Origin of the sequence: Rhizobium altiplani (assembly GCF_001542405.1) — a bacterium.
GTDB lineage: Bacteria > Pseudomonadota > Alphaproteobacteria > Rhizobiales > Rhizobiaceae > Rhizobium > Rhizobium altiplani.
Map to the genome: position 1 here is coordinate 1 of NZ_LNCD01000016.1, position 16874 is coordinate 16874.

Below are 16874 nucleotides of genomic sequence, written 5' to 3' on the forward strand. Positions count from 1 at the left end.
GTGAGCGCAACGAATGGCCCACGGCTTTCGTGATTTGACTAAATAGGTTTCTGGCTTTCTGGCTCTCGGTCAGAACTTCTGCTTTGCCCGCTTCGGCATAAAATAGGTTCGGATATTGACGAGTGCTTCGGCGACGGCAGCAGCATCCTGGTGGGTCGCTTTCCGTTTTACCTCGCCGAGCTTGCGGATCGGCGCAATGATATCCCCAGTGACGGCATGACCTCGAAGGACAGGCTGCCAAAGCCTTGGCGCGTGTCGTGTTCCAATGAGAAAGCAGATGTCCCAATCAAATGGATCAAGGGTCTGATCATCGATCTGGGTGAACCTTGGCCGGTGGTCTTTCGGTCTCTCGGAAAGGCTTGCAGATATCCGATTATACTCTGCAACGATCGTCTGCACGGCCCGATGTTCGGTTGTTTCCATCGGCAGGTTTAGGGCATCCGGGCCGGTCAGTTCCGGGATCCATTGCCGTGGGTCGATGAACCTGGGGCCGATGATGAGGGCCGTAAGATAACCATCGAGTCTGCTCATTGACCAGATAGGCGATGGCGGACGACGTCTCCTGATAAAGGCTTCGAATGCGTCGTCATCGAGCTTCGGTCGCGGCGTCATCTCCTGGCTGTTCTGTGTCATGCCGCTTGTCGCTCCTGCTGTGTCATCGCTTCGCGTTCCGCCTTCCAGGCCCAAGGCAAAAGGCTCTCCATCTCGTTGGCTTTCACTTTGCCGGAGATGATGCGCTCCAGCACATCGGCAAGCCAGACGTCGGGGTCCACGCCGTTAAGCTTTGCCGTGTTCACGAGCGATGCCAGGACAGCGAAGGTCTTTCCACCCCGCTCGTTGCCCACGAATAATGAGTTCTTTCTCGTCAAAGCCACGGATTTCATGGAACGCTCGACGACATTGGAGTCCACCTCGATCCGGCCATCCTCTAGAAAGGCTGTCAATCCGCTCCAGTGGTTGAGCATGTAAGTGACTGCCTTGCCAAGTGCCGATTTCGACGACACCTCGTCGCTCAGTTCGGTGAGATGGACCTTCAGTTCTCTCATGATGGGAGCTGCCTCACGACGCCTGCCGCTAAGCCGGGTATCTTCATCTTCCCCTCGTAGTTTTGCTTCGATGCGATAGATTTCGGCAATCCTGGCAAGGATCGACAAGGCCTCCGAAGAGCCGGTCAGTTTGACGACGTCAACGAACTTTCGCCGTGCATGAGCGAGGCAGAAGGCCAGCCGCATGGGGGCAACGTTGCTCTTGCCGCGTCGTTTGACCATGGTTTTATAGGCTTGATATCCATCAACCTGAAGCACGCCGGCGAACGACGACAGTTGCCCCTCGATCTCGCGAGCGCTGCGGCTTTCGGCAAAAATGTAGGCCACCGCCGGCGGCGCCGGACCGTTCCATGGCCGATCGTCAACCGCTTGTGCCCATAACTGGCAGACCTTGGTTCGTTTGCGCCCCGGATCGAGGCGCGGAAGTGGCGTCTCGTCACAGAACACCCTCGGCTGCGAGCGGATGAAGGCGGTGAGTGCATCGTAGAGAAGTTCGAGCCACCAGGCGACCCGCGTGACCCATGCCCCGAGCGTACCGCGATCAATGATGACGCCGCAGGAGGCCAGCATCTGCGCCTGGCGATGCAGCGGCAAATGCCAGGCAAACTTCGAAACGGCGACATGGGCTGCAAACGCCGTGGTCACCATGCCGCCGTCCATGATGCGTGCTGGTGCGGGTGCTTGCACGATGCCACTCTCGCAAGCCCGGCATGCATAGCGTGGCCGGATCGTCCGTTTCACCCGGACTACTGCAGGCACGATGTCGAGCGCCTCGCTGACATCAGTGCCGATGCAATGAAGTTCGAACGAACAGCAGGGGCAAGTCTTGCTCGCTGGCTCGATGAGCTCGTCATAACGCGGAAGGTGTTTCGGCAAACGGCCGATATTGCGGGCTGGCGATCGCCGTGCCTGCGTTTTGTCTTCATCGACCGGCGCGACATCGTCATTGGCAGCAACGGGAATGTCGCCTAGATCGCCAAGATCGAGCATTGCCTGCGTTGGATCGATCGTCGTCATCTTCTCCGATTTCGTCCCGAAGAGCTGGCGCTCAAGGAAGGCAACGCGCGCCTTGAGATCGGCATTCTCTTCGTCGAGCGAGAGAATGATCCGGGTCAATTGCGCAGCATCCTGGGGCAAGGGATCGGGTCGAAGCGGCATGACAGACCCTACCACACGGGTCTGAATCTTCAAGCAAAACCAATAGGATCAGCCTGCTTTTGAGGGCCTCCTCACCGCGTTTCGTTTGACGCGCGTCCAGTCAATGCCGGCCAGCAAAAGCGAGAACTCCTGGGCACTCATCTGCATAGCGCCATCGCGGATCGGAGGCCAAACGAACTTGCCCGCCTCCAACCACTTCGTCGCTAGGATCATGCCTGATCCGTCCCAATAAATGCAGCGAAGCCGATCAAGACGCTTGGCGCGGAACACGAACACGTCGCCACAATAGGGATCGGCCGCAAGGGCTGACGCCACCAAAGCTACCAGGCCATTCATGCCGCGCCGGAAGTCGACGGGTTGCGTCGCAACCATGATCTTCACGCCATTTGGCGAAACTCCGATCACCGGCGCCCTCGCAACGCCGCTACCATCGCCTGCGCCAGTTCAGGCGCTACCGAGCCGATGACCGTCATGCGTGCGCCCGCAATCTCGATCTCAATTCGGCCAGCGAGAACCTCTGGGGCATTCGATGGCGAGCCTTCGTGTCGTGCGCCATCCCCAACCACTGTCACCGGCACGAACACGGCAGGCGGCAAACTAGTCTTTGCCGACCGTTGAGAGGTTAGTCCGGCTTCCCGTCGCCACACATTCAGCAAGCCGCGATTGACGCCCCAGCGCCTCGCAACAGCCGAAATGTTCACTTCAGGTTCTGCGCTCTCCGCGAGAATCCGCGCCTTCTCCTCGTCAGTCCAATTCCGCCGCTGCCGCCGACCGGTGATCACCTCGATCCGCCGATACTTTCCCTCATGCCTGGCTTCATGCATGCCTTCATCCATGACTTCAAGCATGGCATCAGCGCGATCTCCAACCATCCCGGTCCACTCCTATCAATGATAGAGCTTATCTCGAGGCCTCATTCACAAAAGAAAAGGTGGGCTGTTCGTCGCGCTCACGATTATCCTGATGATCTCGATCTTTCCGCAGGTGGTCGTGCTTTCGGGCATGTTTGAGCTCATCAACTGGCTCGGGCTCTTCAACCGTCCAAGCGCGCTCATTCTGACATACCTTCTGTCAACGGTGCCGTTTACGACGTGGATTCTCACAACCTTCATTCGCGAGTTCCCGCGCGAGTTGGAGGAGGCCGCGATCGTTGATGGTTGTTCGCACCTTCGTATCCTCCTGAAGATACTGCTGCCGCTGATGGGACCGTCACTTGCAAGCACGGGCATCCTCGCCTTCATTCTTGCATGGAACGAATTCCTCTTTGCCTTGACTTTCACGCTGACGGACGAAAATCGCACCGTGCCGGTCGCGATCGGATTGATCGCCGGCACCAACCGTTACGAATATCCCTTCGGACAGATCATGGCTGCCTCGGTGACAGTCACGTTGCCGCTGATCGCGGTCGTGCTCATCTTCCAGCGGCGCATCGTTGCGGGGCTGACGGCCGGTGCCGTGAAGGGATGACGATAAAGGGACCAATCACATGGATATGCTTGTCAAGCTCTACGATCTCAAACCGGACACCTCCCTCGATGCGAAAATGGAACGGCAAGGTGTCACGATCCGTCGCGTCTTGCCGCCTGAACTGAAGGCCTTGACCGATTGGATTACGCCCCGCTTTGGAGCCGGGTGGTCTTGCGAAGCGACCACGGCCGCAATGCGGCAGCCGCCGACGTGCTTCATCGCAATCCAGAGCGGAAGACTGATCGGCTTTGCCTGCCACGACGCCACAGCGAAGGGCTTCTTCGGCCCGACCGGCGTCGATAGTGCAGTCCGTGGCCAGGGGGTTGGCCATGCGCTGCTTTTGACGACGTTACTTGATATGTATGCACAAGGGTATGCCTACGGCGTCATCGGTGGCGCAGGACCTATGGACTTCTACCGCCGAAGCGTTGGCGCCGTTCCGATCGAAGGATCCGTCCCTGGAATATACAGGGGCATGTTGGCCGATGCAGAGCCAGATGAAATCTCGCAATCGCACGGCCAACCTTCATAGATGCGCGTCCAAAGTCCTTGAGCGGCTCATGCAAGCCAGGGTGTGGGCCGCCCCAAGGTTACGTGAACTCCCTTGAACTGGGAATATTCGTCGAAGCCATAGCGTCCAAGCTCGCGTCCCAGTCCGCTCTTCTTATAGCCTCCGATCGGCAGCTCCGGCGTTCCGTCGATAACGCTGTTGATCCAGCAGCGGCCAGCGCGGATGCGGCGGATACTCTGGAGCGCGTTTTCGAGGTTGGTTGACCAGACGCTCGCTGACAGGCCGAATTCGGTATTATTGGCAAGTGCGATCGCCTCTTCGGCTGTCTTGAAGGTCAGTGTTGAAAGCACGGGCCCAAAAATCTCCTCACGAGCGATCGACATGTCCGGTTTGACGCCTGCAAAGACCGTCGGCGGGTAATACAGTCCAGTCCCCTTGCCAACCCTTTCGCCGCCAAGAAGAAGTTCCGCGCCGGAGGCAATCCCTGCCTCGACGTAAGCATGCACCTTTTGTGCATGCGCCTCCGAAATCATCGCGCCGATCTTGGTGCGCTCGTTCAACGGGTCCCCGAACGTGACCTTCCGTGAAATGCCGAGCAACCGATCCATCAAGGGATCCCGGATATCCTCCTGAACCAGCAGCCGGCTCCCTGAAATGCAGCATTGGCCGGCATTGTGATAGACGCCGTAAGCGATCCCGTCGGCCGCCGCATCGAGATCCGCATCGGCAAAGACAATCTGCGGCCCCTTGCCGCCAAGCTCCAGCCCCACCCGCTTGACGCTACGCGCGGCGATTTCGCCGAGCTTCGTGCCAACGCGCACGGAACCAGTAAACGCCACCATGTCGATGCTTGGATCCTCCGCGAGCACCTGGCCAGCCGGATCGCCAAAGCCTGTGACAACGTTGAAGACGCCGTCCGGAATGCCAGCTTCGCGCGCAAGTTCCGCCATTCGGATCGAGGTGCCGGAGGTGAATTCCGAGGGTTTCAGGACGACCGTGCACCCAGCGCCGATCGCCCATGGCACGCGCTCCGAGGCAATGATGAAGGGGAAGTTCCATGGCGTGATGATGCCGACGACGCCTGCCGGTTCGCGCAAGACGAGGCCAAGCCGGTCGTCGCCAATATTGTTGTGCGTCTGTCCCTCAAGCGCCCGGGCCTGGCCGGCTGCATAGGACCATAGATCCGCGCAAAATCCGATCTCGCCCCGAGCCTGGACGATTGGCTTGCCGACCTCGAGGCTCTCGATCAGCGCAAGTTCTTCCTGGTGGGCAAGAATGAGGTCCGCCACCTTGAACATCAGTCGCGACCGCTCGGCGCCCGACATGCGCGGCCAAGGACCGGTGTCAAACGCCCGCCGCGCTGCTGCGATTGCCAAGCGAACGTCGTCCGCCGACGCATCCGGCCATGTTGCGACCACGATACCGGCATGGCCGGGGCTCACCCGATCGATGGTCTTGCCCGAGGCAGCTTCAACAGACTTGCCATCAACGAGCATGCGGTAACGATATTTGGATCCCAGCCGCGGATCACTGGAATCAGGCACGATAAAGTTAGACAGCATCATTTCTCCCCGTCCAGACATAACGGTCGGCCTTTTCATCCACTTCCGGTCTTCAATGACCCGGACGCATTGGTTTAAGTCGTACGGTGCAGCATGGAATGGCCCCGCTGCTCTAGTCCTGACGTGCAACCACCGGCAGCGAGCCTTCGTCGTGCAGGCGGCCTTCAGTCTGTCGAGCTGCTGCAACGAGGCGGCGCTGTGCCCGGATCGCATGCCATTGCTGGTCGATAAGGACGCCGATGAGGATCACGCCACCCATCACGGCAAAGTTCAACGACGACGGGATGCCGAGCAAGTTCACAAGGTTCTGCAATTCCTGAAGCAAGACTGTACCAAGCACGACACCGACGATCGATCCCTCGCCGCCGCGCAGCGAAAACCCGCCAAGCACGGCAGCGGCGATCGCGTAGAGCTCGTAGAACTGTCCATGGCTCGCCGGTGAGATCGAGCGCGTATACATGGCAAAATAGATCGCCGAGAGCGCCGTCAGCAATCCGCAGATGACATAGGCCGACATGATCATTCGGCCGGTGCGGATGCCTGAATAACGGGCCGCTTCCTCGTTCTTGCCGATTGCGTAAAGATAACGCCCGAAGACGGAGCGGTGCAACACCACCCACATGACCACCGTGATGATGGCGAGCGCAATGAAGGTGTTTGGAACGCCATAGAAGCGGCCCGCGGTCAGGAATTCGAGGTCGGGGAAATTCTGGCCGAAGGCAAATCCCGCCGTCCCGTCGGCAGTATAGAAGCGCGCGGCCCCACGATAGATCAGCAAGCCGCACAAGGTGACGACAAAGGGTTGCAGATTGAGCCTGGTAATCAGCCAGCCATGAATGGCACCGATGACCGCCCCAAGCACGAGGATGAGCGGCAGCGCCAACATCCAGGACATGTCCTGGACAGCAATGAAATCGATGAAAAGGACGCCAAGAAGCGCGACGAGCGAACCCACGGAAAGCTCGATGCCGCCGGTAATGATGACAAAGGCCTGGCCGATCGACAGGATGCCAAACAGTCCGATCAGGTTGGCGGTGTTCGCCAGATTGATCGGCAGCAGGAAGCGCGGATTGATGATGGCGACGACAATGCCGACGACGACAATCAAAAGCAGCAGTCCAAGGTCCTTCTTGATCATTCGAGATCCGTTCCCCGATACCTATGATGGCCGCAGCCGCTATTTTACTCTCTTGCCGACGGCAAGCAAAAGGACGCTTTCCTGGCTGAAGTCATCCTCTTCCAAAATCCCGGCGATCTGGCCCTCATGCATGACGGCGATGCGGTCAGATACGCCGATCACCTCTTCCATGTCGCTCGAGATCATCAGGATGGCGACGCCAGCATCGGCAAGGGCCCGCATCAGCCCGTAAATTTCATTCTTCGCCCCGATATCGATGCCGCGCGTTGGCTCGTCGAAGATCATCACCTTCGGGTTCATCGATAGCCATTTGGCAAGCACCACCTTCTGCTGATTGCCGCCCGACAGAGTGCCGGTCCGGGTCGAAACCGAGGGGGCCTTGATGCCGAGGCGAGCGCGTTGCTTTTCAGCCGCCGCCATCTCCCGGTCGGCGGACAGCATGTGGCGGTTGGCGAGATTTGGAAGGTCGGCAAGGGTAATGTTCTGGGCAATCGGGAAATCAAGAAGAATGCCGTTGCGCTTGCGATCCTCCGGCACCAGGAAAATCCCGCGAGCCACGGCATCACGCGCGGAGCCGACCGCGATTTGCTGTCCGTCCTGCAGAATGGCTCCGCCGTAACTTCGGTCAATGCCGAAGAGCACCCTTGCAAGCTCGGTGCGCCCCGAGCCGACAAGGCCGGCAAGTCCGAGGATTTCTCCGTACCTGATGTCCAGATCGACAGGGCGGGATGGATAGGCCTCGGTGCGAACGCCGCTTGCCGTCAGCGCAACCGAGCCGGGCGCGCGCTGCGGTTTGGCGGTGCGCGCAGCAAGGACCCGGCCAATCATCAGCTTGACCATCTGGTCGTGCCCGATGTCGGCCTTTGCAAGCGTACCGACGAGCGTGCCATCGCGTAGCACGACCACGCGGTCGGCGACGCGCTCGACCTCGTGGAGGCGATGCGAGATGAAAATGACGCTGATGCCATCTGCTTTCAGCGACTTGATGATGCTCAAGAGCCGCTCGGTTTCGGCCAAAGGAAGGCTGGATGTGGGCTCATCGAAGATGACGAGCCTCGCGTTGATCGACAATGCCTTGGCGATTTCCACCATCTGCTGCTCGGCAAGCGAAAGCGACGCCACGGGCGTGTCGGCGGAAAAGTGCGCGCCCACGCGCTTCAGGAGCGGCCTTACCATCTCCCGCAGTCGATCGCGATCGACGAGCTTGAGAGGCCCGGCCTTCAGCGGTTCGCGGCCCAGGAAAATATTGGCGGCGACGTCGAGGTTTTCGAAGAGATTGAGTTCCTGGTGGACGAAGGCGATGCCGGACGAGATGCTCGATCCCACGGTAAGAGAATGAAGCTCCGCCCCATCGAGCAGGATTGCGCCCCGGTCGGGCGCGATCACGCCTCCGAGGATCTTCATCAGCGTCGATTTTCCCGCCCCGTTCTCGCCGACGAGGCCGATCACCTCGCCCGGCATGATGTCCATTGACAGGCCGTCAAGTGCGACGACGCCCGGATAAGTCTTGCCAACACCGGAAAGCGAAAGGAACGGTGTCGCGGGCGAGTCCGGTGACGGGATATCGGAACTGTGGTTCATCGCCTGTCCATGGCTGCTAATGCTGTCGGCACAAAACGTCACTTGCGGCGGCGACTGGCGCCACCGCCGCAAGGAAGGATTACTTGCCGGCCATGGCCTTCAGGTTGGCGGCATATTTGTCGACATCATCCTTGCCGATGATGACCGTCGGGATGATGATCAGACCGTTGGCTGGAACGCCAGACTTGTCGCCCTTGAGATAGGCCGCCATCAGCTTCATGCCCTGGTAGGCCCATTCGAACGGCTGCTGCACGACGGTCGCCGCGATCGTGCCTTCCTTGACGCCGCCGAGCGTGATCGGATCGTCATCAAAGCCGACGACGGTGATCTGGCCGAGCTTGCCCGCCTCGCGGAGCGCCTCATAGATGCGCGGCGTGTTGTAGGAGTAGAAGCCGACCATGCAGGTCACGTCGGGGCTGGCCACCAACGCATCCTCGACGTTCTTCTTGGCGCGCGTCTGGTCGCCGTCGTCGCCGCGGACGTCGATCAGCTCGATCTTGGTGCCCTCGAGGCCGCCCTTCATGCCTTCGATGCGCTCTCTTGCATTGTCGGCGCCGAGCAGGCCGACGAAACCGAGGCACTTGCCGCCATCAGGCATCGCCTTCTTGGCGATTTCGGCGGCCTGCTTGCCGGCATCGACGTTGGAAGAACCGATATATGCAATGCGGTTGGTCTTCGGCGCGTCGCTGTCTGTGGTGAAGAGAGCCGTCTGCGAGCCGATCTTGTTGAGGCCATCCGTCTGGGTCTTGGGGTCGACGGCAGAGACCATGATCCCCTTGACGCCGGCGCTGACGAGATCTTCCATGAGACGCTGCTGAATGGCCACCGATCCCTGTTCGGGGTATTTCAGCTCCATGTTGTAGTCCGGCATTTCGCCCTGCGCCTTCTTTACGCCGGCTTCAGCGGCCTTCCAGAAATCCGAAGCAACGTTGACCACGAAGGCCAAGGTCGGCTTGTCGGCGGCATGGGATACCGCAACAGGCGCGGCACTGAGCATCAATCCGGTGAAGAACAAGGCTGCATTGCGTTTCAGCTGATTCATAATACACCTCCCGAAGGGCCGCAGTAGCAAGGGCCCGATTGCAACTTGCGGCCGGCCGGATGCGCGCCCCCTCCTAGGGCGGTCGCGAAGCGACGAATGGCATAAGGTTCCGATCGCTCCATGACGGTATACAAGAATTTTAATTAGTAAATAGTATTATCAATGCAGATCAAAACATTTCATAGAATGGCAGCGGGTTATGCATTTTTACGTTCGGATATAGCCACCAGCGGCGCACAAGTATGTCACTTCATGCGATTGCTAACGCGGACGGATCAGTGGTAATATTAATTACCAATGGTGAGCAAGCGATCCACCTTGACGAAATAAGGGTAACGGACCTCCACGGATGCGAAAAACCAAGATCTTGGACGAACACGAGCCCGCGGCAAGGAAGCCTGCACGCAACCGAAAGGCTTCTCGCCCCGAGCGCGTGACAATGATGGATATTGCCAAGGCGGCCGGTTGCTCGCAGGCGGCCGTTTCCTTCGTGCTCAACAACACGCCTGGCACCCGCATCTCGCAGTTGACCCGCGAGCGCGTGTTTGAGGCAGCGCGGGCACTTGGCTATATGGGAGCGACATATGCAACGCCGACCTCTTACTCGGGCCTGGACAATGTGATCGGGTTTGCCGTCGACCAGCTCGCGACCAGCCCGGAAGCGATCGTTGCGATTGAAGGCGCGCGGCAAGCCTCATGGAACGCCGGTAATGTCCTGTTGGTGACGCAAACGCTCAGCGATCCCGTCATGGAGCCGAAGGCCATAAAAGCCTTGACGAGCGGCGGCATATCGGCGCTCATCTACATGACGATCTATACGCGCGAGGTTGAGCTTCCCCCCTATTTTTACAAGCTCAACATCCCGACGGTGCTGCTCAACTGTTATACGGCGGATTATGCCTTTCCCTGCGTTGTGCCGAGCGAGATTGCGGGAGGACAGAGTTCCACCCGACATCTGATCGCCCATGGACACCATCGCATCGCCACGATCACCGGCGAAATCTGGATGCAGGCTGCGCAAGATCGTCTTACCGGATATCGCCGCGCGCTCGCGACAGCCGATATTCCCTTCGATCCCGAACTGGTCATCGAAGGCGACTGGTCGGCCAGCGCCGGCTATGCTGCGACAATGAAGCTGCTGGCTCTGAAGGAGCCACCATCAGCGATCTTCTGCCAGAATGACAGAACTGCGATCGGGTGCTACGAAGCCCTCAAGGATGCGGGTCTTCGCATTCCCCAGGACATGTCGGTTGTGGGTTACGACGACGAGGACATCTCGCGACATCTCGTTCCCCCGCTGACGACGTCTGTCCTTCCCCATCTCGCCATGGGCCAATGGTCGATCGAACATCTCAATCCGGAAAGCCTTCCTGGCAAGAAGCGGTATCCGATTACGAAGCTCGAATGCTCGCTCGTCAAACGTCACTCTGTCGCGGCACCTCCGGTCAAAAGGCCAAAAATCCACCGCAGCGAGCAAAATGCGCAATAGGGCAGTCGGTGGTCCAATCCTAGCAAATGCGGTCAGATCCCTTCACCCACTCACATAGGCTCCTCATCGAGGCGGTTATTGCGCGACGATAGCCGCGCAATCCCCCGGTTTTACCAACCCTGGAAAGTGGCGGGCGGTGAGTGCCATCCATCTTCGCGACGAGCTCGAAAGGCGCTTCGCCGGTATGGGCAAGTTCCTGTCCGGTTATGGACTGTCTGCCGGTCCCGGTCCGGATCCGGCTTCGCCGTTGCCGATCTCGACCTGTTGAAACAGGTTCCCGATCTCGTCGCCGACACCACCACTTAAGCCGCACACCAACATCGTCAGGTTTGCGGCTCAGGCCCGCCAGCGCAGCAGCCTGGATTCCGCCGCACCGGCCAGCCTATTGAGTGAAAACCCGACAAGGCCGAGAATGATGACGCCGACCATGACAAGTGCCATGTCGAAGCGCTCGCGTCCAGCGATGACCAGGCCGCCGATGCCTGGACCGACCGCAAGAAAATACTCGGCCCCGACGGTCGCCAGCCACGAATAGATGAGGCCGAGATGGATGCCGGTCGCGATCGCCGGGAGAGCTGACGGCAGGTAGATTCTGGCAACGCGCTGCCAGGGTCGAAACCGCAGCGCCCGACCGACCTCCAGCAGCTCTGAAGGCGCGTCCTTGATACCGTCATAGGTGTTGAGGGCGATGGGAATGAAAGCTGCAAGAGCGACAAAGACCACCTTCGCCTGCTCGCCGAAACCGAACCACACCGAAATGAGCGGTATCCAGGCAAGCAGAGAAATTTGCTTCAGGCCGTTGAAGGTCGGCATGACCAGCCTGTCTCCGATCCTCGTCACGGCAACGAGCGTGCCGAAACTGACGCCGAGGATGCTGCCAATCAGAAAACCTGCGATATTGCGCAACAGACTGGCTGCGAGCTGGCCCGTCAGACCATTGTCGATGATCTCGCGCTTGGCGGTCAGGACGACATCTTCGATCCCCGGCAGAAAGCGGGGATCCACGAGCCCGAGGCGGCTGGAGGCCTCCCACACGGCGAGAAGAAGAAGAGGAAGGGTGAAGCCACGTCTTATACGGACAAGCCTCGTTGTCGCTTCGGCCATCGTCAAAGTCCCTCTTTCTTCCAGCGCTGGATGAAGACCTCGGCGCCATTCAGGCCCTTGTCCATGGCAAAGCCTATGAGGCCGATCACGATCATCGCGATGATCACGGTATCAAGCCAGAACATCTGTCTTCCCCACACGAGCAGGTAGCCGAGTCCTTCGGATGACGCCAGGAGCTCGACACCGACAAGCGAAGTCCATGCGTGCGTAAGGCCATAGCGGATACCGGTGAAAATGGAAGGAATAGCGCCCGGCAGGACGATCAGGCGAAGCGTCTGCCACCGGCTGAAACGCAGTGCCTTGCCGACTTCCACGTATTTGCCGGGAACACTGCGGATGCCGGAGAAAGTATTGAGCGTGATCGGCACGAGAGCGCCCTTGGCGATGATGATGATCTTCAGTGTCTCCTCGATGCCGACCAGCAGCATCAGAAGCGGGATCCATCCAAGCGTCGGGATCTGTGCGAAGGCTAGGAACGTCGGCTTAATATAGTCTTCCAGGCGCGCAGACAGGCCCATGGCGATGCCGAGACCCAATCCCAACCCCGCGCCGATGGTGAAGCCGAAGACAACGCGGCGCAAGCTGACTGCGGCATGGTAAAGCAGCTCACCGCTCATGATCATGTCACCGGCGGTCTGCAGTACATAGGACGGCGCCGGAAGGATCTGCTCTGGCAGCCAGCCTCTTGCGGAGGCGAGCCACCAGAGGGCAATCAACAACACGGGAAGAAGCAAGGCCGATAGTGAAGAGAACCGTCCCTTGAAAAACCTGCGCCAGTTCGGGATGCCGTCATCACCGGCGATTTCAAGAGGGATTGCCATCAGCCTGCTGCTCCAATGCTCTGCTTACGAGGCGAGCGGCTTGCCGTCAGCGCCATAGGCTTGCCAGAAGTGCTGCAGGTTGAACCGTTCAATGGCGCTCTTGAGGTAGCGAGGCTCGAACCAGCCCTCAAGATCGACATCACGGCGGATGAGGCCGAATTCCTTGCTCTTCGCCGCCTGCTCCTTGTATTGCGACACAAGCAGGTCATCGATCAGCGGCGAGTTGCGGTAGGCGAGCGTGTCACCCTTGAAGTACTCCTCCAGAATTGGAACTGGCGTTCCCGACTTGTGCCACAGCTCGAGAAGTGCGGTGCGATTCGGCTCGTCCGACGACCATTGCGCCGCCTTGACGAAAGCATCGACGACCCGCTGGGTTATGTCAGGATGGGCATCGATGAACGCCTGGCGGGCGATGACGCCGGCATTGCGGCCGAAGCGCGGATCGTCCCCCTTGGTGGTATAGATGATATCGGCTGCACCCTTGGTGGCGAGGTTGATCAGCTGCGTATCGCCGAACGCGGCGTCGATGTCCTTGCTGGTCAAAGCAGCAACCGTGCCTGCGCTGTCGAGATTGACGACCTGAACGTCGCGCTCCGTCAACCCATGGGCCTCCAGGACCTTGATGGCGGCCAGATGGCCGTTCGTGCCGCGCTGGAGGGCTATCTTGCGGCCCTTCAGATCCGCGATAGATTTAATGCCGCTGTCTTTGGCGACGGCGAGATAGAGCGGCTTTCTCGCTCCGCTTGCCAGAAGATACTTGGTCTTCAGCCCGTTGGCACGGCCGATCAACGAGGGAAGATCACCCTGGTAGGCGAAGTCGAGCTGATCATTCGCAAAGCCTTCGTTGACGGCAGGGCCTGCGCCCTTGAAGAAGGTCCATTCAATCTTGATGTCCGGATCCTTGGCAAATTCCTTCTCCAGAAATTCGCCCGCCCGGGCGGTCGCGGCAGATGTGCCTTCCGCGTAAGGACGATTGTCGACGCCAATCGCGGCATAGCCGACATGAATGACCAGCGGTTCTTCGGCGTGGACCGTGGCCGGGGCGGTCGCGAGCATCAGTGCGAGGCCGGCGACCACGCGTGGCAGAAATGCGCGTTTCATAGTTTCTCTCCGTTTTTTGAAGCTTATCTGGCGAGTGCGACTGCACGTTCGACGTGGCTGCCGTCATCGGCTGATTTCAACCCCTTGGGTCGCGTGTTTTCGCCGGTCGCATGGAGGCTCTTCAGGACGCGGTCGCGCAGGTTGGCAATATCGCTGGATGTACGCCGGCGTGGGCGCGCCAGCTTGACCGGTACCACTTCGCGGATGCGGCCCGGACGCGGCGACATGACGACGACGCGATCCCCGAGATAGACCGCTTCTTCCACGTCATGCGTCACCAAAACCATCGTGATGTTTTCCTTCGCCCAGATCTCCTGCAGCTCGTCCTGCAGGTGGGCCTTGGTGATGGCGTCGAGTGCCCCGAAAGGCTCGTCGAGCAGAAGGACGTTCGGCCGGCTGACGAGGCCACGGGCAATGCCGGCACGCTGCGCCATTCCCCCGGACAATTGATGCGGGTAGACATTGGTAAAACGGGAAAGCCCGACAAGCTCCAGATGTTCGCGCACAAGGTCGGCCTTTCGGGCCTTGGTCAGCTTGCTGTTCAGAAGGCCAAGAGAGACATTCTTCTCGACCGTCAGCCAGGGGAAGAGGCGCGGTTCCTGGAAGACGATGCCCCGATGAAGGCTGGGTTCGACGACTTGCTCGTCCGCATGGCGGATGGTGCCGGATGTAGCGATATCCAGGCCCGCGAAGAGACGCAACAGCGTCGACTTTCCGCAGCCGCTGGCACCGACAACAGTGACAAACTCGCCCTGGGCAATATCCAGATTGATGTCGTCGAGCGCGATCAGCGGCTCCCCGTCGATCTGGAACTGCCGGGTTATGTGCTCGGCTGTGAGATGGGGTCGGTTCATGTCGATCGGCCCCTACTCTGCCGCGGTCTGAACGCGCGCCGGGTGCCGGGGTGTGCTAAGGCCAAGATTTTCGCGCAACGTCCTGCCCTGGTATTCGGTGCGGAACAATCCGCGGCGCCGCAGTTCCGGCAACACGAGCTCCACGAAGTCCCTTAGCCCGACGGGCAGATGCGGCGGCATAACATTGAAGCCGTCTGCCGCCCCGGTCGTGAACCAGTGCTCCATCTCATCCGCGATCCGGCTCGGCGTGCCGACGACCTGCCAATGGCCACGCGCGCCTGCGATCCTCAGATAGAGCTCGCGGATCGTCAGGTTTTCGCGCCTGGCAAGATCAAGAAGCAACTTTTGCCGGCTCTTGCTTGCGTTCGTTTCCGGGAGGTCCGGGATGGGGCCGTCCAGAGGATATTTCGAGAGATCAACGCCACCGGTCATGCCGTTCAACATCGACAGGCCGACCACCGGATGGATGAGATCCTGAATTTCCTGGAATTTCGCCTCAGCCTCAGCCTGCGTCCGGCCGACGACCGGGAAGATCCCCGGCATGATCTTCAACTCTTCCCGCCCGCGTCCGTACTTGGCAAGTCGCGTTTTGAGATCCTTATAGAATCCGCGAGCATCCTCGATTGTCTGATGCGCGGTGAAGACAACCTCTGCGGTGCGCGCGGCAAGCTCCTTGCCCGGTTCCGACGAGCCTGCCTGTACGAGCACTGGCTGACCCTGAGGCGCACGGGCGACGTTCAGTGGTCCGCGAACCTTGAAGAATTTGCCCTTGTGATTGAGGATATGCTGCTTGTCCGGATCGAAGTAGATGCCGCTTTCCTTGTCGCGAAGGAATGCGTCTTCCTCCCAGGTGTCCCACAATCCGCGCACGACATCGGCAAACTCTTCGGCCCGCTCGTATCGTTCCGCATGTGCATAATGCTCATCGCGACCAAAATTATGCGCTTCGTGCTCGCTGGACGAGGTGACCAGGTTCCAGCCCGCTCGGCCGCCGCTGATGTGATCGAGCGAGGCGAATTTCCGCGCGATATGGTAGGGCTCGTTGTATGAGGTGGACGCTGTGGCGACGAATCCGATGTGCTTGGTCACCGCCGCCAGAGCCGACAGCAAGGTAATGGGCTCGAACTGCGCCACATAGCGGACAGCTGTCCTGCTCAATGCCTCTATGTCCGTCCCGCGCGTTCCAACGCCGTCAGCCATAAAAATGAGATCGAATTTCGCCGCTTCAGCAAGCTGCGCAAGCTCGATATAGTGAGCAATATTGGAACCGGCGTCCGCCTGCGCTTCCGGGTGCCGCCATGCGGCCACGTGATGGCCCGTCGGATAGAGGAAGGCGCCAAGTTTGAGCTGTGGTCGCGCGGCACTCATGTGTGTCTCCTTGATGAGGGAGACGATAGGCTAACAGCAACAATTAATATCTATAGAAATAGTATTCTATTTCCTGTGTCGTTGCGAGATTTTTGCCGCGTGCAATGGCGCCTTTTGAATGACGACGTTCTGCCGTCGCACCGGTCGGAAAGATATTTCGTCGATAGGGCCGCTGGCGCAATTGTTGCCTTCAAAAAGAACTTCTCTGCGTAAAATCAATCAGATATTTCTGGACCGAAAAGCCAGCCAGCGGCGAGCGGACGCAGACGTACCTGCGCCAGGGCCATTGCGGCGCTCTCGTCGGCTTCGAGTTGACGGATGACAGCGAGGCCGGCCGCCGCTTCATTGACAGCCCTCAAATGCCCGTCGCCGATATCGGCGACGCGCGCTTTTTTGCGACAGGGAGCGGGGCTATTTCCGTGCTCGGCAGGTTCGTCCATGAACCATCAGCCATGTATAGGGGGGCGGCGTCCCTGCCCCGGACAGATCCGGACCAGGATCCATTTTTGGATCTGAGGTGCAAATGCGATGGCTTGGAAGCCGGTCGTTTAGAGCGGATCATTGCTTATCGGAATCGGTGCGGGATTCCCAAATCAGCAGATTTGTGATTCATCATGGATGCTGGAATGGAG

Annotated in this window: 16 protein-coding genes and 2 pseudogenes; 3 read left to right on the plus strand and 15 right to left on the minus strand. The window is 59.5% G+C overall.

Features of this window, described 5'->3' with window-relative positions; translation table 11 throughout:
• Nucleotides 1-69: 69 nt before the first annotated feature.
• Genes AS026_RS03195 through tnpA form a run of 4 tightly spaced genes read right to left on the minus strand, consistent with a single transcriptional unit; the run spans nucleotide 70 to nucleotide 3076 of the window.
• Nucleotides 70-633: a UPF0149 family protein gene (locus AS026_RS03195; RefSeq protein WP_062368490.1), complete on the minus strand. Its 564-nt coding sequence runs from the start codon at nucleotides 631-633 to the stop codon at nucleotides 70-72.
• The gene (tnpC, locus tag AS026_RS03200; RefSeq protein WP_028749712.1) at nucleotides 630-2204 is read right to left on the minus strand and encodes an IS66 family transposase; all 1575 of its coding nucleotides are present in this window, start codon (nucleotides 2202-2204) and stop codon (nucleotides 630-632) included. The genes AS026_RS03195 and tnpC overlap by 4 nt, the downstream gene beginning before the upstream one ends.
• A gap of 48 nt (nucleotides 2205-2252) precedes the next feature.
• Nucleotides 2253-2609 carry an IS66 family insertion sequence element accessory protein TnpB gene (gene tnpB / locus AS026_RS03205; RefSeq protein ID WP_028749713.1) on the minus strand — a complete coding sequence of 119 codons (357 nt, stop codon included), beginning with the start codon at nucleotides 2607-2609 and terminating at the stop codon, nucleotides 2253-2255.
• A complete protein-coding gene (tnpA, locus tag AS026_RS03210; protein WP_062368489.1) occupies nucleotides 2606-3076 on the minus strand; it encodes an IS66-like element accessory protein TnpA in 471 nt (156 codons plus the stop codon). The genes tnpB and tnpA overlap by 4 nt, the downstream gene beginning before the upstream one ends.
• A gap of 82 nt (nucleotides 3077-3158) precedes the next feature.
• Here tnpA and AS026_RS03215 point away from each other — a divergent pair.
• Together AS026_RS03215 and AS026_RS03220 are read left to right on the plus strand one after the other, a co-directional pair.
• Nucleotides 3159-3671: pseudogene (locus AS026_RS03215) on the plus strand (carbohydrate ABC transporter permease); the annotation flags it as partial.
• Between the two features lie 19 nt (nucleotides 3672-3690).
• Nucleotides 3691-4203 carry a GNAT family N-acetyltransferase gene (locus AS026_RS03220; protein WP_062368620.1) on the plus strand — a complete coding sequence of 171 codons (513 nt, stop codon included), beginning with the start codon at nucleotides 3691-3693 and terminating at the stop codon, nucleotides 4201-4203.
• A gap of 26 nt (nucleotides 4204-4229) precedes the next feature.
• On the opposite strand, the gene AS026_RS03225 is transcribed toward AS026_RS03220, so the two are convergent.
• From AS026_RS03225 to AS026_RS03240, 4 genes are all read right to left on the minus strand, one after another.
• The gene (locus AS026_RS03225) at nucleotides 4230-5744 is read right to left on the minus strand and encodes an aldehyde dehydrogenase family protein (protein ID WP_062368621.1); all 1515 of its coding nucleotides are present in this window, start codon (nucleotides 5742-5744) and stop codon (nucleotides 4230-4232) included.
• A gap of 112 nt (nucleotides 5745-5856) precedes the next feature.
• A complete protein-coding gene (locus tag AS026_RS03230; RefSeq protein WP_062368622.1) occupies nucleotides 5857-6882 on the minus strand; it encodes an ABC transporter permease in 1026 nt (341 codons plus the stop codon).
• Nucleotides 6883-6921: 39 nt separating this feature from the next.
• Nucleotides 6922-8463: a sugar ABC transporter ATP-binding protein gene (locus AS026_RS03235; protein WP_062368623.1), complete on the minus strand. Its 1542-nt coding sequence runs from the start codon at nucleotides 8461-8463 to the stop codon at nucleotides 6922-6924.
• Between the two features lie 79 nt (nucleotides 8464-8542).
• Nucleotides 8543-9505, minus strand: a complete 963-nt coding sequence (locus AS026_RS03240) for a sugar-binding protein (protein ID WP_062368624.1) — start codon at nucleotides 9503-9505, stop codon at nucleotides 8543-8545.
• Between the two features lie 439 nt (nucleotides 9506-9944).
• Here AS026_RS03240 and AS026_RS03245 point away from each other — a divergent pair, with 439 nt between their 5' ends.
• Entirely contained in the window at nucleotides 9945-10994 is a 1050-nt protein-coding gene (locus AS026_RS03245; RefSeq protein ID WP_245307304.1) for a LacI family DNA-binding transcriptional regulator, read from the plus strand.
• A 75-nt stretch (nucleotides 10995-11069) separates the two neighbouring features.
• Here the strand turns inward: AS026_RS03245 and AS026_RS44385 are convergent.
• The 7 genes and pseudogenes from AS026_RS44385 to AS026_RS41595 all read right to left on the minus strand — a co-directional run.
• Nucleotides 11070-11178: pseudogene (locus AS026_RS44385) on the minus strand (N-alpha-acetyl diaminobutyric acid deacetylase DoeB); the annotation flags it as partial.
• A 152-nt stretch (nucleotides 11179-11330) separates the two neighbouring features.
• On the minus strand, nucleotides 11331-12098 hold the full coding sequence (locus AS026_RS03250; RefSeq protein WP_062368626.1) for an ABC transporter permease: 768 nt from the start codon (nucleotides 12096-12098) through the stop codon (nucleotides 11331-11333).
• Between the two features lie 2 nt (nucleotides 12099-12100).
• Complete coding sequence (locus tag AS026_RS03255; protein ID WP_062368627.1) at nucleotides 12101-12919, minus strand: ABC transporter permease; 819 nt, start codon at nucleotides 12917-12919, stop codon at nucleotides 12101-12103.
• Between the two features lie 24 nt (nucleotides 12920-12943).
• On the minus strand, nucleotides 12944-14020 hold the full coding sequence (locus AS026_RS03260) for an ABC transporter substrate-binding protein (RefSeq protein ID WP_062368628.1): 1077 nt from the start codon (nucleotides 14018-14020) through the stop codon (nucleotides 12944-12946).
• 23 nt (nucleotides 14021-14043) lie between these two features.
• Complete coding sequence (locus AS026_RS03265) at nucleotides 14044-14874, minus strand: ABC transporter ATP-binding protein (RefSeq protein WP_062368629.1); 831 nt, start codon at nucleotides 14872-14874, stop codon at nucleotides 14044-14046.
• A 12-nt stretch (nucleotides 14875-14886) separates the two neighbouring features.
• Nucleotides 14887-16242: an LLM class flavin-dependent oxidoreductase gene (locus AS026_RS03270; protein WP_062368630.1), complete on the minus strand. Its 1356-nt coding sequence runs from the start codon at nucleotides 16240-16242 to the stop codon at nucleotides 14887-14889.
• A gap of 215 nt (nucleotides 16243-16457) precedes the next feature.
• On the minus strand, nucleotides 16458-16682 hold the full coding sequence (locus AS026_RS41595; RefSeq protein ID WP_062368631.1) for a hypothetical protein: 225 nt from the start codon (nucleotides 16680-16682) through the stop codon (nucleotides 16458-16460).
• Between the last annotated feature and the right edge of the window lie 192 nt (nucleotides 16683-16874).

Coding starts and splice junctions, on each gene's coding strand:
- AS026_RS03245 (WP_245307304.1), top strand. CDS start 9,945: ATGATGGATATTGCCAAGGCGGCCGGTTGCTCGCAGGCGGCCGTTTCC.
- AS026_RS03230 (WP_062368622.1), bottom strand. CDS start 6,882: ATGATCAAGAAGGACCTTGGACTGCTGCTTTTGATTGTCGTCGTCGGC.
- AS026_RS03250 (WP_062368626.1), bottom strand. CDS start 12,098: ATGGCCGAAGCGACAACGAGGCTTGTCCGTATAAGACGTGGCTTCACC.
- tnpA (WP_062368489.1), bottom strand. CDS start 3,076: ATGGTTGGAGATCGCGCTGATGCCATGCTTGAAGTCATGGATGAAGGC.
- tnpC (WP_028749712.1), bottom strand. CDS start 2,204: ATGCCGCTTCGACCCGATCCCTTGCCCCAGGATGCTGCGCAATTGACC.
- AS026_RS03220 (WP_062368620.1), top strand. CDS start 3,691: ATGGATATGCTTGTCAAGCTCTACGATCTCAAACCGGACACCTCCCTC.
- AS026_RS03225 (WP_062368621.1), bottom strand. CDS start 5,744: ATGCTGTCTAACTTTATCGTGCCTGATTCCAGTGATCCGCGGCTGGGA.
- AS026_RS03270 (WP_062368630.1), bottom strand. CDS start 16,242: ATGAGTGCCGCGCGACCACAGCTCAAACTTGGCGCCTTCCTCTATCCG.
- AS026_RS03265 (WP_062368629.1), bottom strand. CDS start 14,874: ATGAACCGACCCCATCTCACAGCCGAGCACATAACCCGGCAGTTCCAG.
- AS026_RS03195 (WP_062368490.1), bottom strand. CDS start 633: ATGACACAGAACAGCCAGGAGATGACGCCGCGACCGAAGCTCGATGAC.
- AS026_RS03240 (WP_062368624.1), bottom strand. CDS start 9,505: ATGAATCAGCTGAAACGCAATGCAGCCTTGTTCTTCACCGGATTGATG.
- AS026_RS41595 (WP_062368631.1), bottom strand. CDS start 16,682: ATGGACGAACCTGCCGAGCACGGAAATAGCCCCGCTCCCTGTCGCAAA.
- AS026_RS03260 (WP_062368628.1), bottom strand. CDS start 14,020: ATGAAACGCGCATTTCTGCCACGCGTGGTCGCCGGCCTCGCACTGATG.
- AS026_RS03255 (WP_062368627.1), bottom strand. CDS start 12,919: ATGGCAATCCCTCTTGAAATCGCCGGTGATGACGGCATCCCGAACTGG.
- AS026_RS03235 (WP_062368623.1), bottom strand. CDS start 8,463: ATGAACCACAGTTCCGATATCCCGTCACCGGACTCGCCCGCGACACCG.